The sequence below is a fragment of the Geotalea sp. SG265 genome (assembly GCF_022808985.1).
Taxonomy (GTDB): Bacteria; Desulfobacterota; Desulfuromonadia; order Geobacterales; family Geobacteraceae; genus Geotalea.
The window spans coordinates 179,116-193,986 of the sequence record NZ_JAKZFT010000004.1 but is presented as its reverse complement, the minus strand read 5'-3'; the positions used below and the strand labels follow the sequence as shown (position 1 = coordinate 193,986).

Below are 14,871 nucleotides of genomic sequence, written 5' to 3'. Positions count from 1 at the left end.
GCTGGCTGGCAGACCCTCTTAGCTGTTGCGCTTTGGTTTTCTGCTGTGCTATAACCCTCGATGGTGTCCAGGTCAAAAAGAGGGATTTCATGGCTGACGAGAAAGTCCTGCCGTTTATAGAACATCTGGTGGAGTTGCGGAAAAGGATCATCATCTCCTTCGTTGCCGTGGTGATCGGCATGGGAATATCGTGGAACTTCTCCAATACCCTGCTTAACTTTGTCGAGAAACCACTCACAGGCAAGACCTACCTGACCGACCTGAAAAAGCAGGTCTACAACGAGGTGAAGGAGCGGTATCCTTCGATCTACAACCGCTATAAGCTGGACGACGAGTTCAAGGCGCCGGTCCGGGAGCGGGTTCTCAACTACAGCGCACCACTTGAGCCGTTTTTCATCCAGTGTAAGATTTCCATCATCGCAGGGCTGATACTTGTGCTGCCGGTGCTCTTCCACCAAGTGTGGCTGTTCGTGGCGCCGGGGTTGACCGGCAGGGAGCGACGGATGGTCATTCCTTTCGTTACCGCCAGTACCGTCAGCTTCTGCATTGGCGCGACCTTTTTTCTCATCGTCATCTGGCCGGTCATTATCAACTTCTCCCTTTCCTATGAATCCCAGGGGCTCCAGAGCTGGTTCAATCTCAGCGCTTACATCAACTTCTGCCTACGCCTTATTCTGGTTTTCGGCCTGATCTTCGAATTGCCGGTGCTGGCGCTCCTTCTGGCCCGCTTCGGCCTCGTCAACTATCAGCTTCTGGCCCGAAACCGCAAGTACGCCCTTCTGGCCAGTGCTATAATAGCTGCCTTCCATGCCGACCTGATCACCATGTTCGTCATCATGGTACCCTTGTACCTCATGTATGAGATCAGCGTCTGGATCGCCCTGCTCTTCGGCAAAAAGAAAATGGTGCCGGAGACTGTCACAGGCTGACCATGGGTGAGCATAATCTATGAGAATAATTAAGGATCTTGCTGAAATAACAGAGCCGCTCCGCAATGCCGTAGTTACCGTGGGGAACTTTGACGGGGTCCATCTGGGGCACCGGGAGATTTTCCGCAGGGTGAAGAGTACGGCAGCCGATTCGGGTGGGGTGTCGGTCGTGGTGACCTTCATCCCCCATCCCTTGAAGGTGCTGGCTCCCGAAAAAAGCCCCCGGTTGATCAATACCTATGCCGAGAAGGAAACGCTGATCGAGGCATGCGGCCTGGACTATCTCGTGGAAATACCCTTTGACCGCCGGTTCGCCGCTATGCCGGCCAGGGATTTCGTCGCCGAGGTGCTGGTGGGAAAGCTGGGAATGAAGACCTTGATCATCGGCTATGACTACGCATTCGGCCGTAACCGTGAAGGGAACGTCTCGCTGCTCACCCTTCTGGGCGATGAGTTTTCCTTTAAGGTGGAGGAGCTGAAACCGATAAGCAATGGGAGTACCGTCTTCAGCAGTACGGCCATCAGAAAGATGATCGCCGCCGGCGATGTGAAGGGGGTAGTTCCGCTGTTGGGCCGGCATTTTTCCGTTGGCGGCACGGTCGTTCATGGTCATCACCGGGGGAAAGGGCTCGGTTTTCCCACGGCAAATCTGGAGACGGAAAAGGAGTTGCTGCCGAAGGACGGCGTTTATGCGGTCAAGGTGAAGGTGGACGATGTTTTTTACGACGGGGCCTGTAATATCGGCACCAATCCCACTTTCAGGGATGAGGGACTGAGCGTCGAGGTCTTTCTCTTCGATTTCGAGGGGGATATTTACTGCAAGGGTGTCAGGGCCTATTTCATCGACCGGGTCAGGGACGAAAAGACCTTTGCGGATGTTACCGCCTTGCAGCAGGCCATCGCCGACGATATCCAACGGTGCCGTGACATTTTGAGCAAGGCCTTCGTCATCGAATACGACGAATACCTTAAGGGTTGAGCGTGTCCGGTAAGACGATCGATAAAAAATTGCTGGTGGGAACGGGCATCAGCTTGTTCTTCCTGGTGCTGCTTTTCGCCAAGATCGACTTCGGCAAGGTGCTGGCGGCTTTCAAGACCATGGATTACCGTTATCTGCTTCCCGTGGTATTTCTGACCTTTGTCAGCTATTATCTGCGGGCGGTGCGATGGAAATACCTGATTCTGCCGATCAAACATACCGCCATGAAAAGTCTTTTTCCTGCCACAATCATCGGCTACATGGCAAACAACATCCTGCCGGCGCGGTTGGGGGAGTTTGTCAGGGCGTATGTGCTGGGAAAGAAAGAGGATATAGAAACCAGCGCCGTCTTCGCAACATTGGTGCTGGACCGCCTCTTTGATGGGTTCACAGTCCTGCTTATCCTGCTGATAACGTTTTTTTCGGTCAGGTTGCCGGCCGGCATGGAAAACGTTCAGAGCGGATTGAAAACAGGGGGGTATATCACCCTCGGCCTCTACGGATTCGTGCTGGTCTTTCTCTTTCTGTTAAAGAAGCGCACTGTGTACACCATTCACGTGGTGGGAATAATGCTGAGGCCCTTCCCGGCAAAGGTTGCGGAGAAGACAATACCGCTCCTGGGATCATTTATCTCCGGCATTCGCCTTTCATCGAAACCTGCGGAGATCATCATCCTTCTCCTCACTTCCTTTGCCGTCTGGGCTACCTGCATCTGGCCTTTGCATCTGATTCTTCAGTCATTCGCCATCAGCCTTCCCATCACCGCTTCCATGCTGATCATGGTTTTTCTGGTCTTTGCCATCATGGTCCCGGCCTCTCCCGGCTATGTGGGAACCTATCATGCCGCCTGTGTCTATGGGCTGATGGCGTTCAACATCCCCATGGAGCAATCGTTGAGCGTTGCTCTCGTCATGCACGCTACGGGATTTTTCCCGGTGATCCTTGCTGGGTTCTACTATCTGTGGCGCGATAAGATTTCCTTGAAAAAAATAAGCGAGAGTGATGACAAAAGCTAAACTGATGAGGCCGATGTAGGTCCCGGTATAGGTAACGGTACGATGCTGATCATCCTTTTAGTCGTTGCCATAGAGGTGCATTAACATGCAGTGGTATCCAACTCCCAGTTACCTGCTCAAGAGAAAAGTCATTCTCGATTTTCTCGGTACAGTTACCGTAGATGATTTCTTGGAAATAGGCTGTGGCGCTGGTGATCTTCTGTTGGCATTGGCGGAAAGGGGATACAAAGGGACCGGCATCGACCTTTCGGATGATGCGGTGTTGACTGCCAGGGAAAAAGTCGCCAACACGTTGATAACGGTGGCAAAGGGGGAGATACGGGCAGTTGCCGGTAAGTTTGACGTGGCAATAGCATCAGAGGTATTGGAACACTGTGAGGACGATGTGGGGATGATGCGCGAACTTGCTGCAAAAGTCCGGCCCGGTGGGTATGTGGTGCTGACTGTTCCGGCACATATGTCAAAATGGGGGGCTAATGACGATTTCTGTGGGCATATCCGTCGATATGAGCGGGAAGAGTTGCATGACAAACTGGTGGCGGCTGGTCTCCGTCCTATCCGTATTTACTCGTATGGGGTCCCGGTTTACAACCTGATGAAACCTTTCTATGATCATGCCATCAGTAAGCGCCGTTGCGAAGAGCGCGATCTTCAGGTGCGTACCAAGGAGAGCAGTGGCATGTGGCTTTTTACTGGAATGCAGAAGCTTTTCTTCTTGTTATTCAACGATCTGACAATGTATCCATTCTATTTGCTTCAACAACTCTTTTTTAAAACAGATCTGGGTAACGGCTACTTTGCCGTTGCACGGCCCATGGAACAGCAAGGTGATTAACATGAACCGTTTGTTCTCAGATGTTCAACACCGCATCGACATATTTGCCGTGGCATCAGTCATAATTCCTTTATTAATCTACCTGTTTACCTTGGCCCCTTCTGTGACTTTCTTTGACAGCGGTGAATTTCTTACCGCTATTTTCTCTCTCGGGATTGCCCACTCTCCTGGCTATCCACTTTTTGTCAATTATGCAAAACCGTTTACTTATCTTCCCTTCGGCAGCATTGCTTTCCGAGTCAATTTTGCCACCGCTGTTTCCGCTGCCGCGGCATGCTACGGCGTTTATCTCATTGTCTGTCATTTTCTTGCTGAAGAGTCCCTTAATACTGGTGAACGACAGTCCTCGGTTTACAAAAAGATAATCGCGCTCTGCGCAGCAGCTACCTTCGCCTTTTCCGCCAGGCTCTGGCTGCAGTCCAATCATGACAAGCCGTATCCTTTGATCTCCTTTCTATCGGCAATGGTCTTCTACCTTCTGCTTCTATGGAGGGACCGGTATCGCCAAGGGGAGGAGCATCCTGCTTATGTTTACCTGGGTGCCTTCCTCTGTGGTCTTGCCTTCGGAGCCCATCAGACAATAATTCTTCTGCTCCCGTCCTTTGTTTTCCTTATCCTTTCCATGAACTGGCGGCTGATCACCCGAGTCAAGGAATTCATACTTGCCGTTTTCTTTGCCGTTATTGGATTTTCCGTTCATCTTCACATGCCGGTTAGAGCCACGCAAAACCCGCTTCTTAACTGGGGGGACTCCAAGACGTTGCCCCAGTTTCTATGGAACCTGTTACGCCAGGGCTATCCATCTGAAAAGCCGGTAAGGGACCTGACTCTGCTCTGGGATCAAATCAACGCCTTCAATATACCACATGAATTTACTTCGGGGGGGCTGGTGCTGCTCGTGATCGGGCTGATTGCTTTTCTTAAAAAGAAGCGGGGCGAGGCCGCAGCCTATCTAATTGGTATAGTCGTTTTCCTTCTTGTAATCGTAGGATATTTCAATGCTCTGCCAGACCTGATCTTTCTCACGGAAGAATTTTTCACCCCTCTCTATCTTCTCTCTGCAGTCTTTGTCGGCCTGGGGCTTTTTGTCCTGGTCCAGAATGCTCTGGTTTTGCTTCCCGGCGGCTGGGTTTCGTCACTTTCCTTTAAAGTTTCTCTGGTACTACTGCTTCTTGCTACTCCGGCAACGGTCTGCGCCCTTCATTACATCGAGAATGATCAGCATGAAAATTACATAGCCTATGACTATGCCACCAATACCCTCCGATCTTTGCCCCAGGGGGCAGTCCTCTTCACCTGGGGAGACAGCGGCGCCTTCCCCCTCTGGTATTTGCAAGGGGTGGAAAAAATGCGGGGAGACCTGGATATCCCCCATACGCCCCATCTGGTATTCAAGTGGTATTTGGACACCTTTCCCCAGCTTTTCCGGTACAGCATGCTCCGGTCGGTTCCGCTCGAAACTCTGCCGCCGGAGAACGCGCTGCAACTGGTGGTCATGGAGCAGTATGCCCGCAGGCCTGTATTTGTAGACTTTTCCACCCGCTACTCCGTCCAGTTTCCCGATTACCGGTTGCTGCAGCGAGGTATCTGCTACCAGCTCGTTCGAGGGAATGGTGAGGACCTTTATCCAGACCTGGCGGTGTGGCATAACTACATCCTGCGTGGCATCTCGGGCGATATGTTTTTCCGCGACCTGGATACGGGGAAGGCTATTCTCATCTACGCCAACAGCCATCTTGAGTCGGGAGAGACCTTGTTGCGCCTGCGGCAGCTTGGCCAGGGGGTAGAGGAACTGCGAGCCGCCGAGAGAATCGCACCGCAGATGCAGATGCAGGTAGCCCAGATCCTCGGCGGGTATGGAATCAGATGAAATCAATAATTACGGGAAAAACAACGGTTCTCGGCATCATAGGCTCTCCGCTGGGCCATTCCCTTTCTCCGCTCATGCACAACGCTGCCATCGAGGCGCTCGGTCTGGATTATGTCTATGTTCCCTTTCCCGTTGCTCCCGATCGGCTGGGAGAAGTGGTCCTGGGATTGAAACATGCGGGAGTGGCCGGTTTTAATGTGACCATTCCCCACAAAGCAGCCATTATCCCCTTTCTGGATGAATTGACCCCTGAGGCTGAATTGGCCGGTGCGGTCAATACCGTCAAGAAGGAAGGGGACCTGCTGTTGGGGGATAACACCGATGGTGCCGGGCTGCTGGTCTCACTGAAGGATGATTTATCCTTTGCTCCAGGCGGTGCCAAAATCCTGGTCCTCGGGGCGGGGGGGGCCGCGCGGGGGGCTGTTGCCGCCTTATGTAGTGCAGGTGCGGCATTGGTCACCATCGCCAATCGGGACAGGGACCGTGCGGACGAATTGAGGGGTTATTTTGCCCGTCTTTTTCCTGCGATCAATTTACGGTCAGCATGCCTCGACGTGCTCACATCGGCCGAGCAATTGCAACAGTTCGATCTTATCCTCAATGCCACCTCCGTGGGGATGAAAAATACGTCCTTTGACGGATTTAGTCGTGCATCATTGGCAGGAGTTGGCGCCTGCTTTTACGACATGGTTTATGTACCTTCGCAAACGCCATTTCTCGAAATGGCCGCTTCAAATGGGCTTCGGGCTGCCAATGGTCTTGGTATGCTGGCGGCCCAGGGGGAAATCGCCTTCTCCCTCTGGACCGGATGTTCCCCTCCGCCTGGGCTGATGAAACACAGTCTTTTGGCGGTCGTGAAAGGGAACTAAAGCTTGACTTACCAGGTCATACAAAATACTATTCGTAGGGTTCGACCTACGCAATCAGAGGTTTTCTTATGCATGTAAGCCGGCTGGGAGAGCTCCTGGTCAAAAACAACATCATAACGAAAGAGCAGCTGACCAAGGCACTTCAGGAACAGAAGGAGGCGGGTGGCCAGCAGCGGTTGGGCTCTATCCTCATCAAAAACGGTCTGATCTCCGAACCGGACCTGACTTCCTTTCTCTCCAAACAATACGGCTTTCCATCGATCAACCTGCAAGAGTTCGAGGTCGACCAAGCGGTCGTCAAGATCATCCCCGTCGATATCGCCCAGAAGTACCAGATCGTACCGGTGAACCGGTCGGGGGGGACCCTGATCATCGCCATGTGCGATCCTTCCAATATTTTTGCCATCGATGACATCAAGTTCATGACCGGCTACAACATCGAAGTGGTCGTTGCCTCCGAAACCGCCATAAAAGCAGCCATAGACAAGTTGTACGATCAGTCGGCTTCCCTTGCCGATGTTATGAACGACCTGGAGCTGGATGACCTGGAAGTCGTCGGTGATGAAGAGGATATAGATGTTTCCTCCCTTGAGCGTGCCACCGAGGATGCCCCGGTCGTCAAGCTTGTCAATCTCATCCTTACCGATGCCATCAAGAAAAAGGCCAGCGACATCCATATCGAGCCCTATGAGAGAAGCTTCCGCGTCAGGTACCGGATCGACGGCATCCTCTACGAAGTGATGAAGCCCCCCATGAAGCTGAAAAACGCCATCACATCCAGGATCAAGATTATGGCGGAGCTGGATATCGCCGAACGTCGTTTGCCCCAGGACGGCCGAATCAAGATCAAGCTTGGCGGAGGCAAGGACATGGACTTCCGTGTCTCCGTCCTGCCGACCCTCTTTGGCGAGAAGATCGTCATGCGGCTCCTGGATAAATCCAACCTGCAACTGGATATGACCAAACTGGGGTATGAAGAAGAAGCTCTGGCCAATTTCCAGCGTGAGATCCATAAGCCTTTCGGCATGGTGCTGGTTACCGGGCCGACTGGCAGCGGCAAGACCGTTTCTCTCTATTCTGCCCTGTCGGAGCTCAACAAGGTCAGCGAAAACATCTCCACTGCCGAAGATCCGGTCGAATTCAACTTCGCCGGCATCAACCAAGTGCAGATGCACGAGGACATTGGCCTGAACTTTGCCGCTGCACTCCGATCCTTTCTGCGCCAGGACCCGGACATCATCATGATCGGGGAAATACGCGATTTCGAGACGGCCGAAATAGGGGTCAAGGCGGCTTTGACCGGTCACCTTGTGCTTTCCACCCTGCACACCAATGATGCCCCATCGACAATCAACCGTCTTCTGAACATGGGCATAGAACCCTTCCTCGTCGCCTCGGCAGTAAACCTTATAACGGCACAACGGCTTGCCCGCCGGGTCTGCCAGGATTGTAAAGTCGTAGAGGAAATCCCGGTCAAGGCACTTATCACTGCCGGTGTCCCCGCCGAGGAAGCTCCCTCCTTTGTCTGTTACAAGGGGGCAGGCTGTCCAAAGTGCAACGGCACCGGCTACAAAGGTCGGGTCGGCTTTTACCAGGTCATGCCCATGCTGGAGGAAATCCGCGAGCTCATTCTCAACGGCGCCAACACTGCTGAGATCAAGCGGGAATCCATGCGCCTGGGGATCAAAACCATGCGCCAGTCGGGACTGACCAAACTGAAGGAAGGGGTCACATCCTTCGAAGAGGTGCTGCGCGTAACCGTCGCCGACGATTAGGGGGAAACGAGATGGCCAATTTACATCAATTACTGAAAGAACTGGTGGAAAAAGGGGGGTCTGACCTTCACATCACGACCAATACTCCTCCCCAGATACGAATCGACGGCAAGGTCACCCCTATGGATTTCCCGCCGCTTACTGCCATCGAGACGAAACAGCTCTGCTACAGCATCCTTACCGACGCCCAGAAGCACAAATTCGAAGAAGAGAGCGAGCTGGACCTTTCCTTTGGTGTCAAGGGTCTGTCGCGCTTCAGGGGCAACATCTTCGTCCAGCGTGGCGCGGTGGCCGGCGTATTCAGGGTTATTCCCTATAAGATCCTTACTTTTGAGGAACTCGGTCTGCCGCCGGTGGTAAAGGACCTATCAGAACGGCCGCGGGGCCTGATTCTCGTTACCGGGCCTACCGGCAGCGGTAAATCGACCACCCTTGCCTCCATCATCGACAAGATCAATACCGATCGCCACGATCACATCATCACCATCGAGGATCCGATTGAGTACCTGCATCCCCATAAGGGCTGCCTGGTCAACCAGCGGGAGGTTGGCGCCGATACCAAGAGCTTCAAGAACGCCCTCAAATACGTACTGCGCCAGGACCCGGACGTGGTGCTCGTCGGCGAGCTGCGGGACCTGGAAACGATCGAGGCGGCATTGACCCTTGCGGAAACCGGGCATCTCTGTTTTGCCACGCTCCATACCAATTCTTGCGCCCAGACCATAAACCGTATCATTGACGTTTTCCCTCCGTACCAGCAGACTCAGGTTCGCACCCAGCTTTCCTTCGTCCTGGAAGGGGTGCTGTCGCAGACGCTTATTCCAAAGATGAATGGCGGTGGTAGAGCTTTGGCCTTGGAAGTAATGGTGCCTAACCCGGCGATCAGGAACCTGATTCGGGAGGACAAAATCCATCAGATATATTCCCAAATGCAGGTAGGCCAGGACAAGTTCGGCATGCAGACCATGAACCAGTGCCTATTCAGCCTTTACAAAAGGCGTATCATCTCCGTTGATGATGCCTTGGGAAGATCGCCCGAGCCGGATGAATTGAAACAGATGATGTCTGCCGGTGCAATGCAGAACCCCGCCCGGAGACCATAAATTGAAAAGACCAATGGCTTCAAACGTGCTGACCGTTCCGAGCAGAAGTCATGGAGACGGGAGGATACATGCCTAAATTTGACTGGGAAGCAAGAAACAAATCCGGATCCATGCAAAAGGGCGTCATGGAGGCTCCTAATGTCGCCATGGTGGAAGCGCAGCTGAAGAAGTACGGCTTTACCGGCATAAATATCAAGGAAGCCGGTAAGGGCATGAAAATGGAGTTAAAGCTCCCGAGCAGAGGCAAAAAGGTGGAGACTAAGGATCTCGTTGTCTTCACTCGCCAGTTTGCCACCATGATTGATTCGGGTCTGCCGTTGGTCCAGTGCCTGGAGATACTTTCAAGCCAGCAGGAAAACAAAACCTTCAAAGAAGTCCTGATCAAGGTCAAAGAAAGCGTGGAGAGCGGATCTACCTTTGCCGATGCACTGTCAAAACACCCCAAGGTGTTCGACCAGCTTTATGTGAACCTAGTGGCTGCGGGTGAAGCGGGGGGTATTCTCGACACCATTCTTTCCAGGCTGGCAGCGTATATAGAAAAAGCCATGAAGCTGAAAAAACAGGTAAAGGGAGCAATGGTCTATCCTACTACCATCATGGCCATTGCCGTTATCGTTGTCGGTGTCATTCTTGTCTTTGTTATTCCGACCTTTGCCAAAATGTTTGCCGATTTCGGCGGAGAATTGCCTGGGCCCACTAAATTCGTTATTGCGCTTAGTAATTTCCTTAAAAAGTATATTATTGTTATGATTGCTGCTTTTTTCGCTGCGAAAGTTGCTTTCAGCAAGTATTATGCAACGGCAAAGGGACGTAAGGCGATAGATCAGTTGGCATTAAAACTGCCGGTGGTAGGCCCGCTGATCAGGAAGGTATCCACTGCCAAATTCACCAGGACCCTTGGTACTATGATCAGCAGCGGCGTACCGATTATGGACGGTCTTGAAATAGTTGCCAAGACTGCTGGTAACGTAGTTGTCGAGAAAGCCATTTACGATGTTCGTCAAGCCATATCAGAAGGTAAAACAATGGCCGAGCCGTTGGCAGCCTGTGGTGTATTCCCGCCGATGGTGGTGCAGATGATCTCGGTTGGTGAGGCTACGGGAGCCATGGATGCAATGCTCAATAAAATTGCCGATTTCTATGATGATGAGGTCGATGATGCTGTCGGCGCTCTGACTTCCATGATGGAACCTATGCTGATGGTCTTTCTTGGCACGACTGTAGGTGGTCTGGTCATCGCCATGTACTTGCCGATCTTTAAACTTGCCGGTGCCGTCGGCGGATAAAAATGGCTGACAAAAAAAGATTATTCTGGTTCATTTTTCTGAGAGTGGTGGTGGTTACCTTCTTTCTGGTTTCCACCATCATTCTCGATATCAAAGAGCCTGATTCCTTAAGCAACGTTGCCTTTTACGGCCTGATCAAGCTGATTATAGCCACGTATGCTTTTTCCATTGTCTCTTTGTTAGTTTTAAAATTCTCCGCGAAGCTCAGCAAGGCACTGACCTATGGCCAAATCATCTGGGACGTTGCTCTCGTTACCCTGCTTCTTATTTTTACCGGCGGCATAAATTCCCCTTATTCATTTCTCTATTTCCTTTCCATTATCAATGCCAGTGTCTTTCTCGCCCGAAGAGAAGCATATTATACCGCCTCCCTCTGTGGCATTCTCTATGGCGGCATTATCGACCTGCAATATTTCGGCAGGCTGGCTCCATTCGGTCTGAGCCCGTATTCGACACAGCAATATGGCATTCGCTATCTTTTTTACACTATCTTCCTCAATATTGCTGCGTACTACCTTACTGCTTTCCTTGCCGGACATCTTTCGGAGCGTGCAAGAGTAAGTGAAACGGCTCTTCATGACAAAGTAGTCGATTACGAAGAACTGGAGAGACTGAATACCTCAATTGTCTCCACCCTTAACAGCGGGCTGTTGACCATAAACGAAGAGGGCAATATCCGCGTTTTCAACCCTTTTGCAGAGGTGCTGACCGGCATAAATCAGGATAGCGCCTATGACCGCCATTTGGTTGAGGTGATTCCAGGGTTTAGCAACTTCATGGACAAATTTTATGAACCGATACAAGGAGAAATAGATTTTTTCGACGAGAGCGGCAAGAGAAAGATCTTTGGTTTCAAATCTGTTCCTTTGACCGATAAAGACGGTTCTGTGATGGGAGTCATACTGGATTTTCAGGACCTGACCCAATATAAGCAGATGGAAGCAAAGCTGAAAAGGGCTGACCGCCTTGCTGCTGTGGGCGAACTTTCTGCCCGCATGGCCCATGAGATCAGGAATCCTTTGGCTTCCATAAGTGGTGCAGTGCAATTGATTGCACAGAGCGATGACACCTGTCCCAAAGATAAGCAGCTTCTTAATATAGTGCTAAGAGAGACAGACCGCTTAAACGAACTGATCCGTGATTTTCTTGAATATGCCCGCCCCACGCCTCCTGCAAAAGTTCAGTTGAACTTGGAGGCACTGATCGCGGATCTGTCATCTTTGCTAAAAGCCGACCATAGATTTGCCGGGATTTCGATAAGTACACATATTCCCGCGGGCACCTTGATAGTTTTTGACCTTCAGCAATGCAAGCAGGTATTCTGGAATCTTTTGGTAAATGCAGCCGAGGCACTGACGGGTCAAGGTGAAATAGATGTTAGGGTGGAAATAATAAATGATTCGGTATCAGGCGTTGCTATTGGTGATGTGGTAAAGGTAGAGGTATCAGACAACGGTATCGGCATGAATCCGCAGGATGTTGGAAGCGTCTTCGAGCCTTTTTTTACTACCAAACCCAATGGTACCGGTCTTGGGTTGGCGACTGTCTATAGGATAATAGAAAGCCACGGCGGGATAATTCTGGTTGATAGCAAGCCTGGCTATGGGACAAACTTTACGGTCTTTTTGCCACAATCAGCTGGTGTGCAATAGAAATAAGTCATAGAGAGGGTCGCATGGCTGCAAATATTCTGGTCGTTGATGATGAGCAGAGCATGAGGGAATTTCTCGCAATTTTGCTGGAAAGAGAAGGATATACGGTTCAGCAAAGCGAAAACGCACCAACTGCGCTGACAGTCCTCGAAACCTGCCAATTTGATCTGGTTATTTCCGATGTAAATATGCCGGGGCTTAATGGGATACAACTTCTGGAAGAGATAAAGAAAAAAACTCCAGAAACGGGGGTATTGCTGATTACGGCTTTTACTACTGCGGAGCAGGCCGTCGAGGCTATGAAGCTTGGTGCCTATGATTACATTGCCAAGCCTTTCAAGGTGGAAGAAGTAAAGGTGTTAGTCAAGAATGCCCTGGAAAAAAGCTGCCTTCAGAAGGAAAACCGCCGCCTGAAACAGGAAGTTCAGGGTCGTTACAGTTTTAGTGGTTTAGTCGGCAAGAGTAAAAAAATGCGCGATATCTACGACCTAATAGAAAAGGTGTCAGCGAGCATGGCCAATGTCCTGATCCTTGGTGAAAGTGGTACGGGAAAGGAGCTTGTTGCCAAGGCAATCCATTATAATAGCCCAAGACGGGAGAAATGTTTTGTTGCAGTCAACTGCGGTGCAATTCCAGAGACGCTCATGGAAGCAGAGTTGTTCGGCCATAAGAAGGGATCGTTCACCGGGGCTGTTGCCGATCGAGCTGGCTTGTTCGAGCAAGCAGAGGGGGGAACGCTTTTTCTTGACGAGATAGGTGAGGTGCCGCTACAGTTGCAGGCAAAGCTGTTGCGGGTAATTCAGGAGCGCGAATTCAGGAGGATAGGGGGGGCATCCTCAATCAAGGCAGATGTCAGGATAATAGCAGCTTCAAACAGAAACTTGGAAGAGCTAGCAAAGGAAGGCCATTTCCGCGAAGACCTCTTTTATCGACTTAACGTTGTTCAAGTGCAATTGCCATCTCTTAAAGATAGACCTGGAGACATACCGCTTTTGCTCGAACATTTCTATCAAAAATTTGTTCAAGCTCCCATCCAGGGGGAAATAGTTTCCACTGATGCTCTCAAAGCCCTGTTGGAATATCCTTTTCCTGGAAATGTAAGGGAGCTTGAGAACCTAGTAGAAAGATGTTTGGCTTTGGGTGACAAAACTATAACTCTTAAATGTCTGCCCTCTCATATTGCCAGTCGCAACAATTCTGAACAATCTGGGCGTCTTAAAGGAGTTCCTGCCGAAGGCATGAACCTTGAGGCGTATCTTGATGATATTGAGAAGCGTTTTCTTATTCAGGCTCTGGACCGGAGTGGTGGCGTAAAGAAGCACGCAGCCCGGATTCTAGGTTTGTCGTTCCGATCGTTTCGATACCGCTTGGCGAAATTTGGCTTGGGTAGTGATGACTAAATAATCTGAATTTATGGCATGTTCCTTGCTAAGTTAAAGAACTGGTTATGGAGATGCAGGGATGGATACAGATTATAAATATTCAAAAGGGTTCACACTCATAGAATTGCTGATAGTCGTGGCCGTAATAGGTATTCTTGCTGCGATTGCAATCCCGCAGTTTTCCTCCTACCGTACAAAGACATACAATGGTACAGCACAGTCTGACTTGCACAACCTTCGTCTAAACCTTGAGGTATTTTATGGCGAGCACCAAAGATATCCTTTTTAATGTGCCGTTTTTTGTTACTCGGTTTGACAAAAAACAGGTGCTCGCGACTGGCATTGATGGAGGCAGTGCATTGGTCTGCTTTGCAACATAAGGATAATACTAGGGAACAAAACGAAAATTTTTGTTGGTCCGTTTCTTGTAATTACTCGCACATCGGGTTTTTAAAAAAGTCGAGCCAGGAAATCTGGTATTCACAATGCGTGAAAGGAGAAAAAACATGTTGAACAAATTTCGAAGCAAAAAAGGTTTCACCCTCATTGAGCTGTTGATTGTCGTGGCGATCATCGGTATTCTGGCTGCTATTGCCATTCCGCAGTTCTCAGCTTATAGGGCAAAGGCCTACAACAGTGCTGCCCAAAGCGACCTCAAAAACGCAAAGACCGGTCTTGAAGCTTTCTTTGCCGACAACCAGAAGTACCCGTTCTAATTATAAATTCTCATAAGAAAGGAGATAATCGAATGAAAAAAATTATTGCAATTTCCGCCATGTTGATTTTTGTATCTATTACCGCCTATGCTGTTACTGCTCCAACAAATACAGCAGGTACCGGAGCTTTCGGGACTTCCTATAATGCGCCTGACGGTTCAGGTTCTTTAACTTTTCCCTGTAATGGCGTTGGAGCTGGTGTTACCTATAAAGCCAAGCTTTCTGCCAACGTCGCAATGTCTCTTCAGTCTATGGCCGATGGCTCCTCTTATGAGGCAAATACGTATCATGCATCTGGAAACAAATACTATGGTACAGGCGCTGGAGATAGCCGAATTTACATGAGGGAAATCACCGAAGCCGCTACTGCTGCTCCTGCCACACCGCCTTCCTTGGCCGCAGATGGTACTATTGACTGGGCTGGGTGGACCGCAGTTAAATAGGCCTGCTTGTTTTCAA

Annotated in this window: 14 protein-coding genes; all 14 read left to right on the top strand. The window is 50.6% G+C overall.

The genetic code is table 11. The features are described from left to right. Nucleotides 1–89: 89 nt before the first annotated feature. The 14 genes from tatC to ML541_RS06665 all read left to right on the top strand — a co-directional run bounded on the left by tatC (nt 90) and on the right by ML541_RS06665 (nt 14,855). Complete coding sequence (tatC, locus tag ML541_RS06730) at nt 90–929, top strand: twin-arginine translocase subunit TatC (RefSeq protein ID WP_243371835.1); 840 nt, start codon at nt 90–92, stop codon at nt 927–929. A 19-nt stretch (nt 930–948) separates the two neighbouring features. Next, nucleotides 949–1,908 carry a bifunctional riboflavin kinase/FAD synthetase gene (locus tag ML541_RS06725; protein WP_243371834.1) on the top strand — a complete coding sequence of 320 codons (960 nt, stop codon included), beginning with the start codon at nt 949–951 and terminating at the stop codon, nt 1,906–1,908. Between the two features lie 2 nt (nt 1,909–1,910). Further along, complete coding sequence (locus ML541_RS06720; protein WP_243371833.1) at nt 1,911–2,924, top strand: lysylphosphatidylglycerol synthase transmembrane domain-containing protein; 1,014 nt, start codon at nt 1,911–1,913, stop codon at nt 2,922–2,924. A gap of 85 nt (nt 2,925–3,009) precedes the next feature. Beyond that, nucleotides 3,010–3,759 carry a class I SAM-dependent methyltransferase gene (locus tag ML541_RS06715; protein WP_243371831.1) on the top strand — a complete coding sequence of 250 codons (750 nt, stop codon included), beginning with the start codon at nt 3,010–3,012 and terminating at the stop codon, nt 3,757–3,759. Nucleotide 3,760: 1 nt separating this feature from the next. Continuing rightward, nucleotides 3,761–5,629 carry a DUF2723 domain-containing protein gene (locus ML541_RS06710; protein ID WP_243371829.1) on the top strand — a complete coding sequence of 623 codons (1,869 nt, stop codon included), beginning with the start codon at nt 3,761–3,763 and terminating at the stop codon, nt 5,627–5,629. Continuing rightward, a complete protein-coding gene (gene aroE / locus ML541_RS06705; RefSeq protein ID WP_243371828.1) occupies nt 5,626–6,498 on the top strand; it encodes a shikimate dehydrogenase in 873 nt (290 codons plus the stop codon). Before ML541_RS06710 ends, aroE begins: the two co-directional genes overlap by 4 nt. Nucleotides 6,499–6,566: 68 nt before the next feature. Beyond that, nucleotides 6,567–8,273 (top strand): type IV-A pilus assembly ATPase PilB, encoded by a 1,707-nt coding sequence (pilB, locus tag ML541_RS06700; protein WP_243371827.1) that lies wholly within the window; start codon nt 6,567–6,569, stop codon nt 8,271–8,273. An 11-nt stretch (nt 8,274–8,284) separates the two neighbouring features. After that, a complete protein-coding gene (locus ML541_RS06695) occupies nt 8,285–9,376 on the top strand; it encodes a type IV pilus twitching motility protein PilT (RefSeq protein ID WP_243371826.1) in 1,092 nt (363 codons plus the stop codon). 68 nt (nt 9,377–9,444) lie between these two features. Continuing rightward, a complete protein-coding gene (locus ML541_RS06690) occupies nt 9,445–10,662 on the top strand; it encodes a type II secretion system F family protein (RefSeq protein WP_243371825.1) in 1,218 nt (405 codons plus the stop codon). Nucleotides 10,663–10,664: 2 nt separating this feature from the next. After that, nucleotides 10,665–12,314, top strand: a complete 1,650-nt coding sequence (locus tag ML541_RS06685; protein ID WP_243371824.1) for an ATP-binding protein — start codon at nt 10,665–10,667, stop codon at nt 12,312–12,314. A 23-nt stretch (nt 12,315–12,337) separates the two neighbouring features. Next, on the top strand, nt 12,338–13,714 hold the full coding sequence (locus tag ML541_RS06680; RefSeq protein ID WP_243371823.1) for a sigma-54 dependent transcriptional regulator: 1,377 nt from the start codon (nt 12,338–12,340) through the stop codon (nt 13,712–13,714). A gap of 61 nt (nt 13,715–13,775) precedes the next feature. Beyond that, on the top strand, nt 13,776–13,985 hold the full coding sequence (locus ML541_RS06675) for a pilin (protein WP_243371822.1): 210 nt from the start codon (nt 13,776–13,778) through the stop codon (nt 13,983–13,985). A 217-nt stretch (nt 13,986–14,202) separates the two neighbouring features. Continuing rightward, nucleotides 14,203–14,412, top strand: a complete 210-nt coding sequence (locus ML541_RS06670; protein WP_243371820.1) for a prepilin-type N-terminal cleavage/methylation domain-containing protein — start codon at nt 14,203–14,205, stop codon at nt 14,410–14,412. 32 nt (nt 14,413–14,444) lie between these two features. Next, nucleotides 14,445–14,855, top strand: a complete 411-nt coding sequence (locus ML541_RS06665) for a hypothetical protein (RefSeq protein ID WP_243371819.1) — start codon at nt 14,445–14,447, stop codon at nt 14,853–14,855. Nucleotides 14,856–14,871: the final 16 nt, after the last annotated feature.

Coding starts and splice junctions, on each gene's coding strand:
- ML541_RS06670 (WP_243371820.1), top strand. CDS start 14,203: ATGTTGAACAAATTTCGAAGCAAAAAAGGTTTCACCCTCATTGAGCTG.
- ML541_RS06710 (WP_243371829.1), top strand. CDS start 3,761: ATGAACCGTTTGTTCTCAGATGTTCAACACCGCATCGACATATTTGCC.
- ML541_RS06715 (WP_243371831.1), top strand. CDS start 3,010: ATGCAGTGGTATCCAACTCCCAGTTACCTGCTCAAGAGAAAAGTCATT.
- ML541_RS06725 (WP_243371834.1), top strand. CDS start 949: ATGAGAATAATTAAGGATCTTGCTGAAATAACAGAGCCGCTCCGCAAT.
- tatC (WP_243371835.1), top strand. CDS start 90: ATGGCTGACGAGAAAGTCCTGCCGTTTATAGAACATCTGGTGGAGTTG.
- aroE (WP_243371828.1), top strand. CDS start 5,626: ATGAAATCAATAATTACGGGAAAAACAACGGTTCTCGGCATCATAGGC.
- ML541_RS06685 (WP_243371824.1), top strand. CDS start 10,665: ATGGCTGACAAAAAAAGATTATTCTGGTTCATTTTTCTGAGAGTGGTG.
- ML541_RS06695 (WP_243371826.1), top strand. CDS start 8,285: ATGGCCAATTTACATCAATTACTGAAAGAACTGGTGGAAAAAGGGGGG.
- ML541_RS06675 (WP_243371822.1), top strand. CDS start 13,776: ATGGATACAGATTATAAATATTCAAAAGGGTTCACACTCATAGAATTG.
- pilB (WP_243371827.1), top strand. CDS start 6,567: ATGCATGTAAGCCGGCTGGGAGAGCTCCTGGTCAAAAACAACATCATA.
- ML541_RS06680 (WP_243371823.1), top strand. CDS start 12,338: ATGGCTGCAAATATTCTGGTCGTTGATGATGAGCAGAGCATGAGGGAA.
- ML541_RS06690 (WP_243371825.1), top strand. CDS start 9,445: ATGCCTAAATTTGACTGGGAAGCAAGAAACAAATCCGGATCCATGCAA.
- ML541_RS06665 (WP_243371819.1), top strand. CDS start 14,445: ATGAAAAAAATTATTGCAATTTCCGCCATGTTGATTTTTGTATCTATT.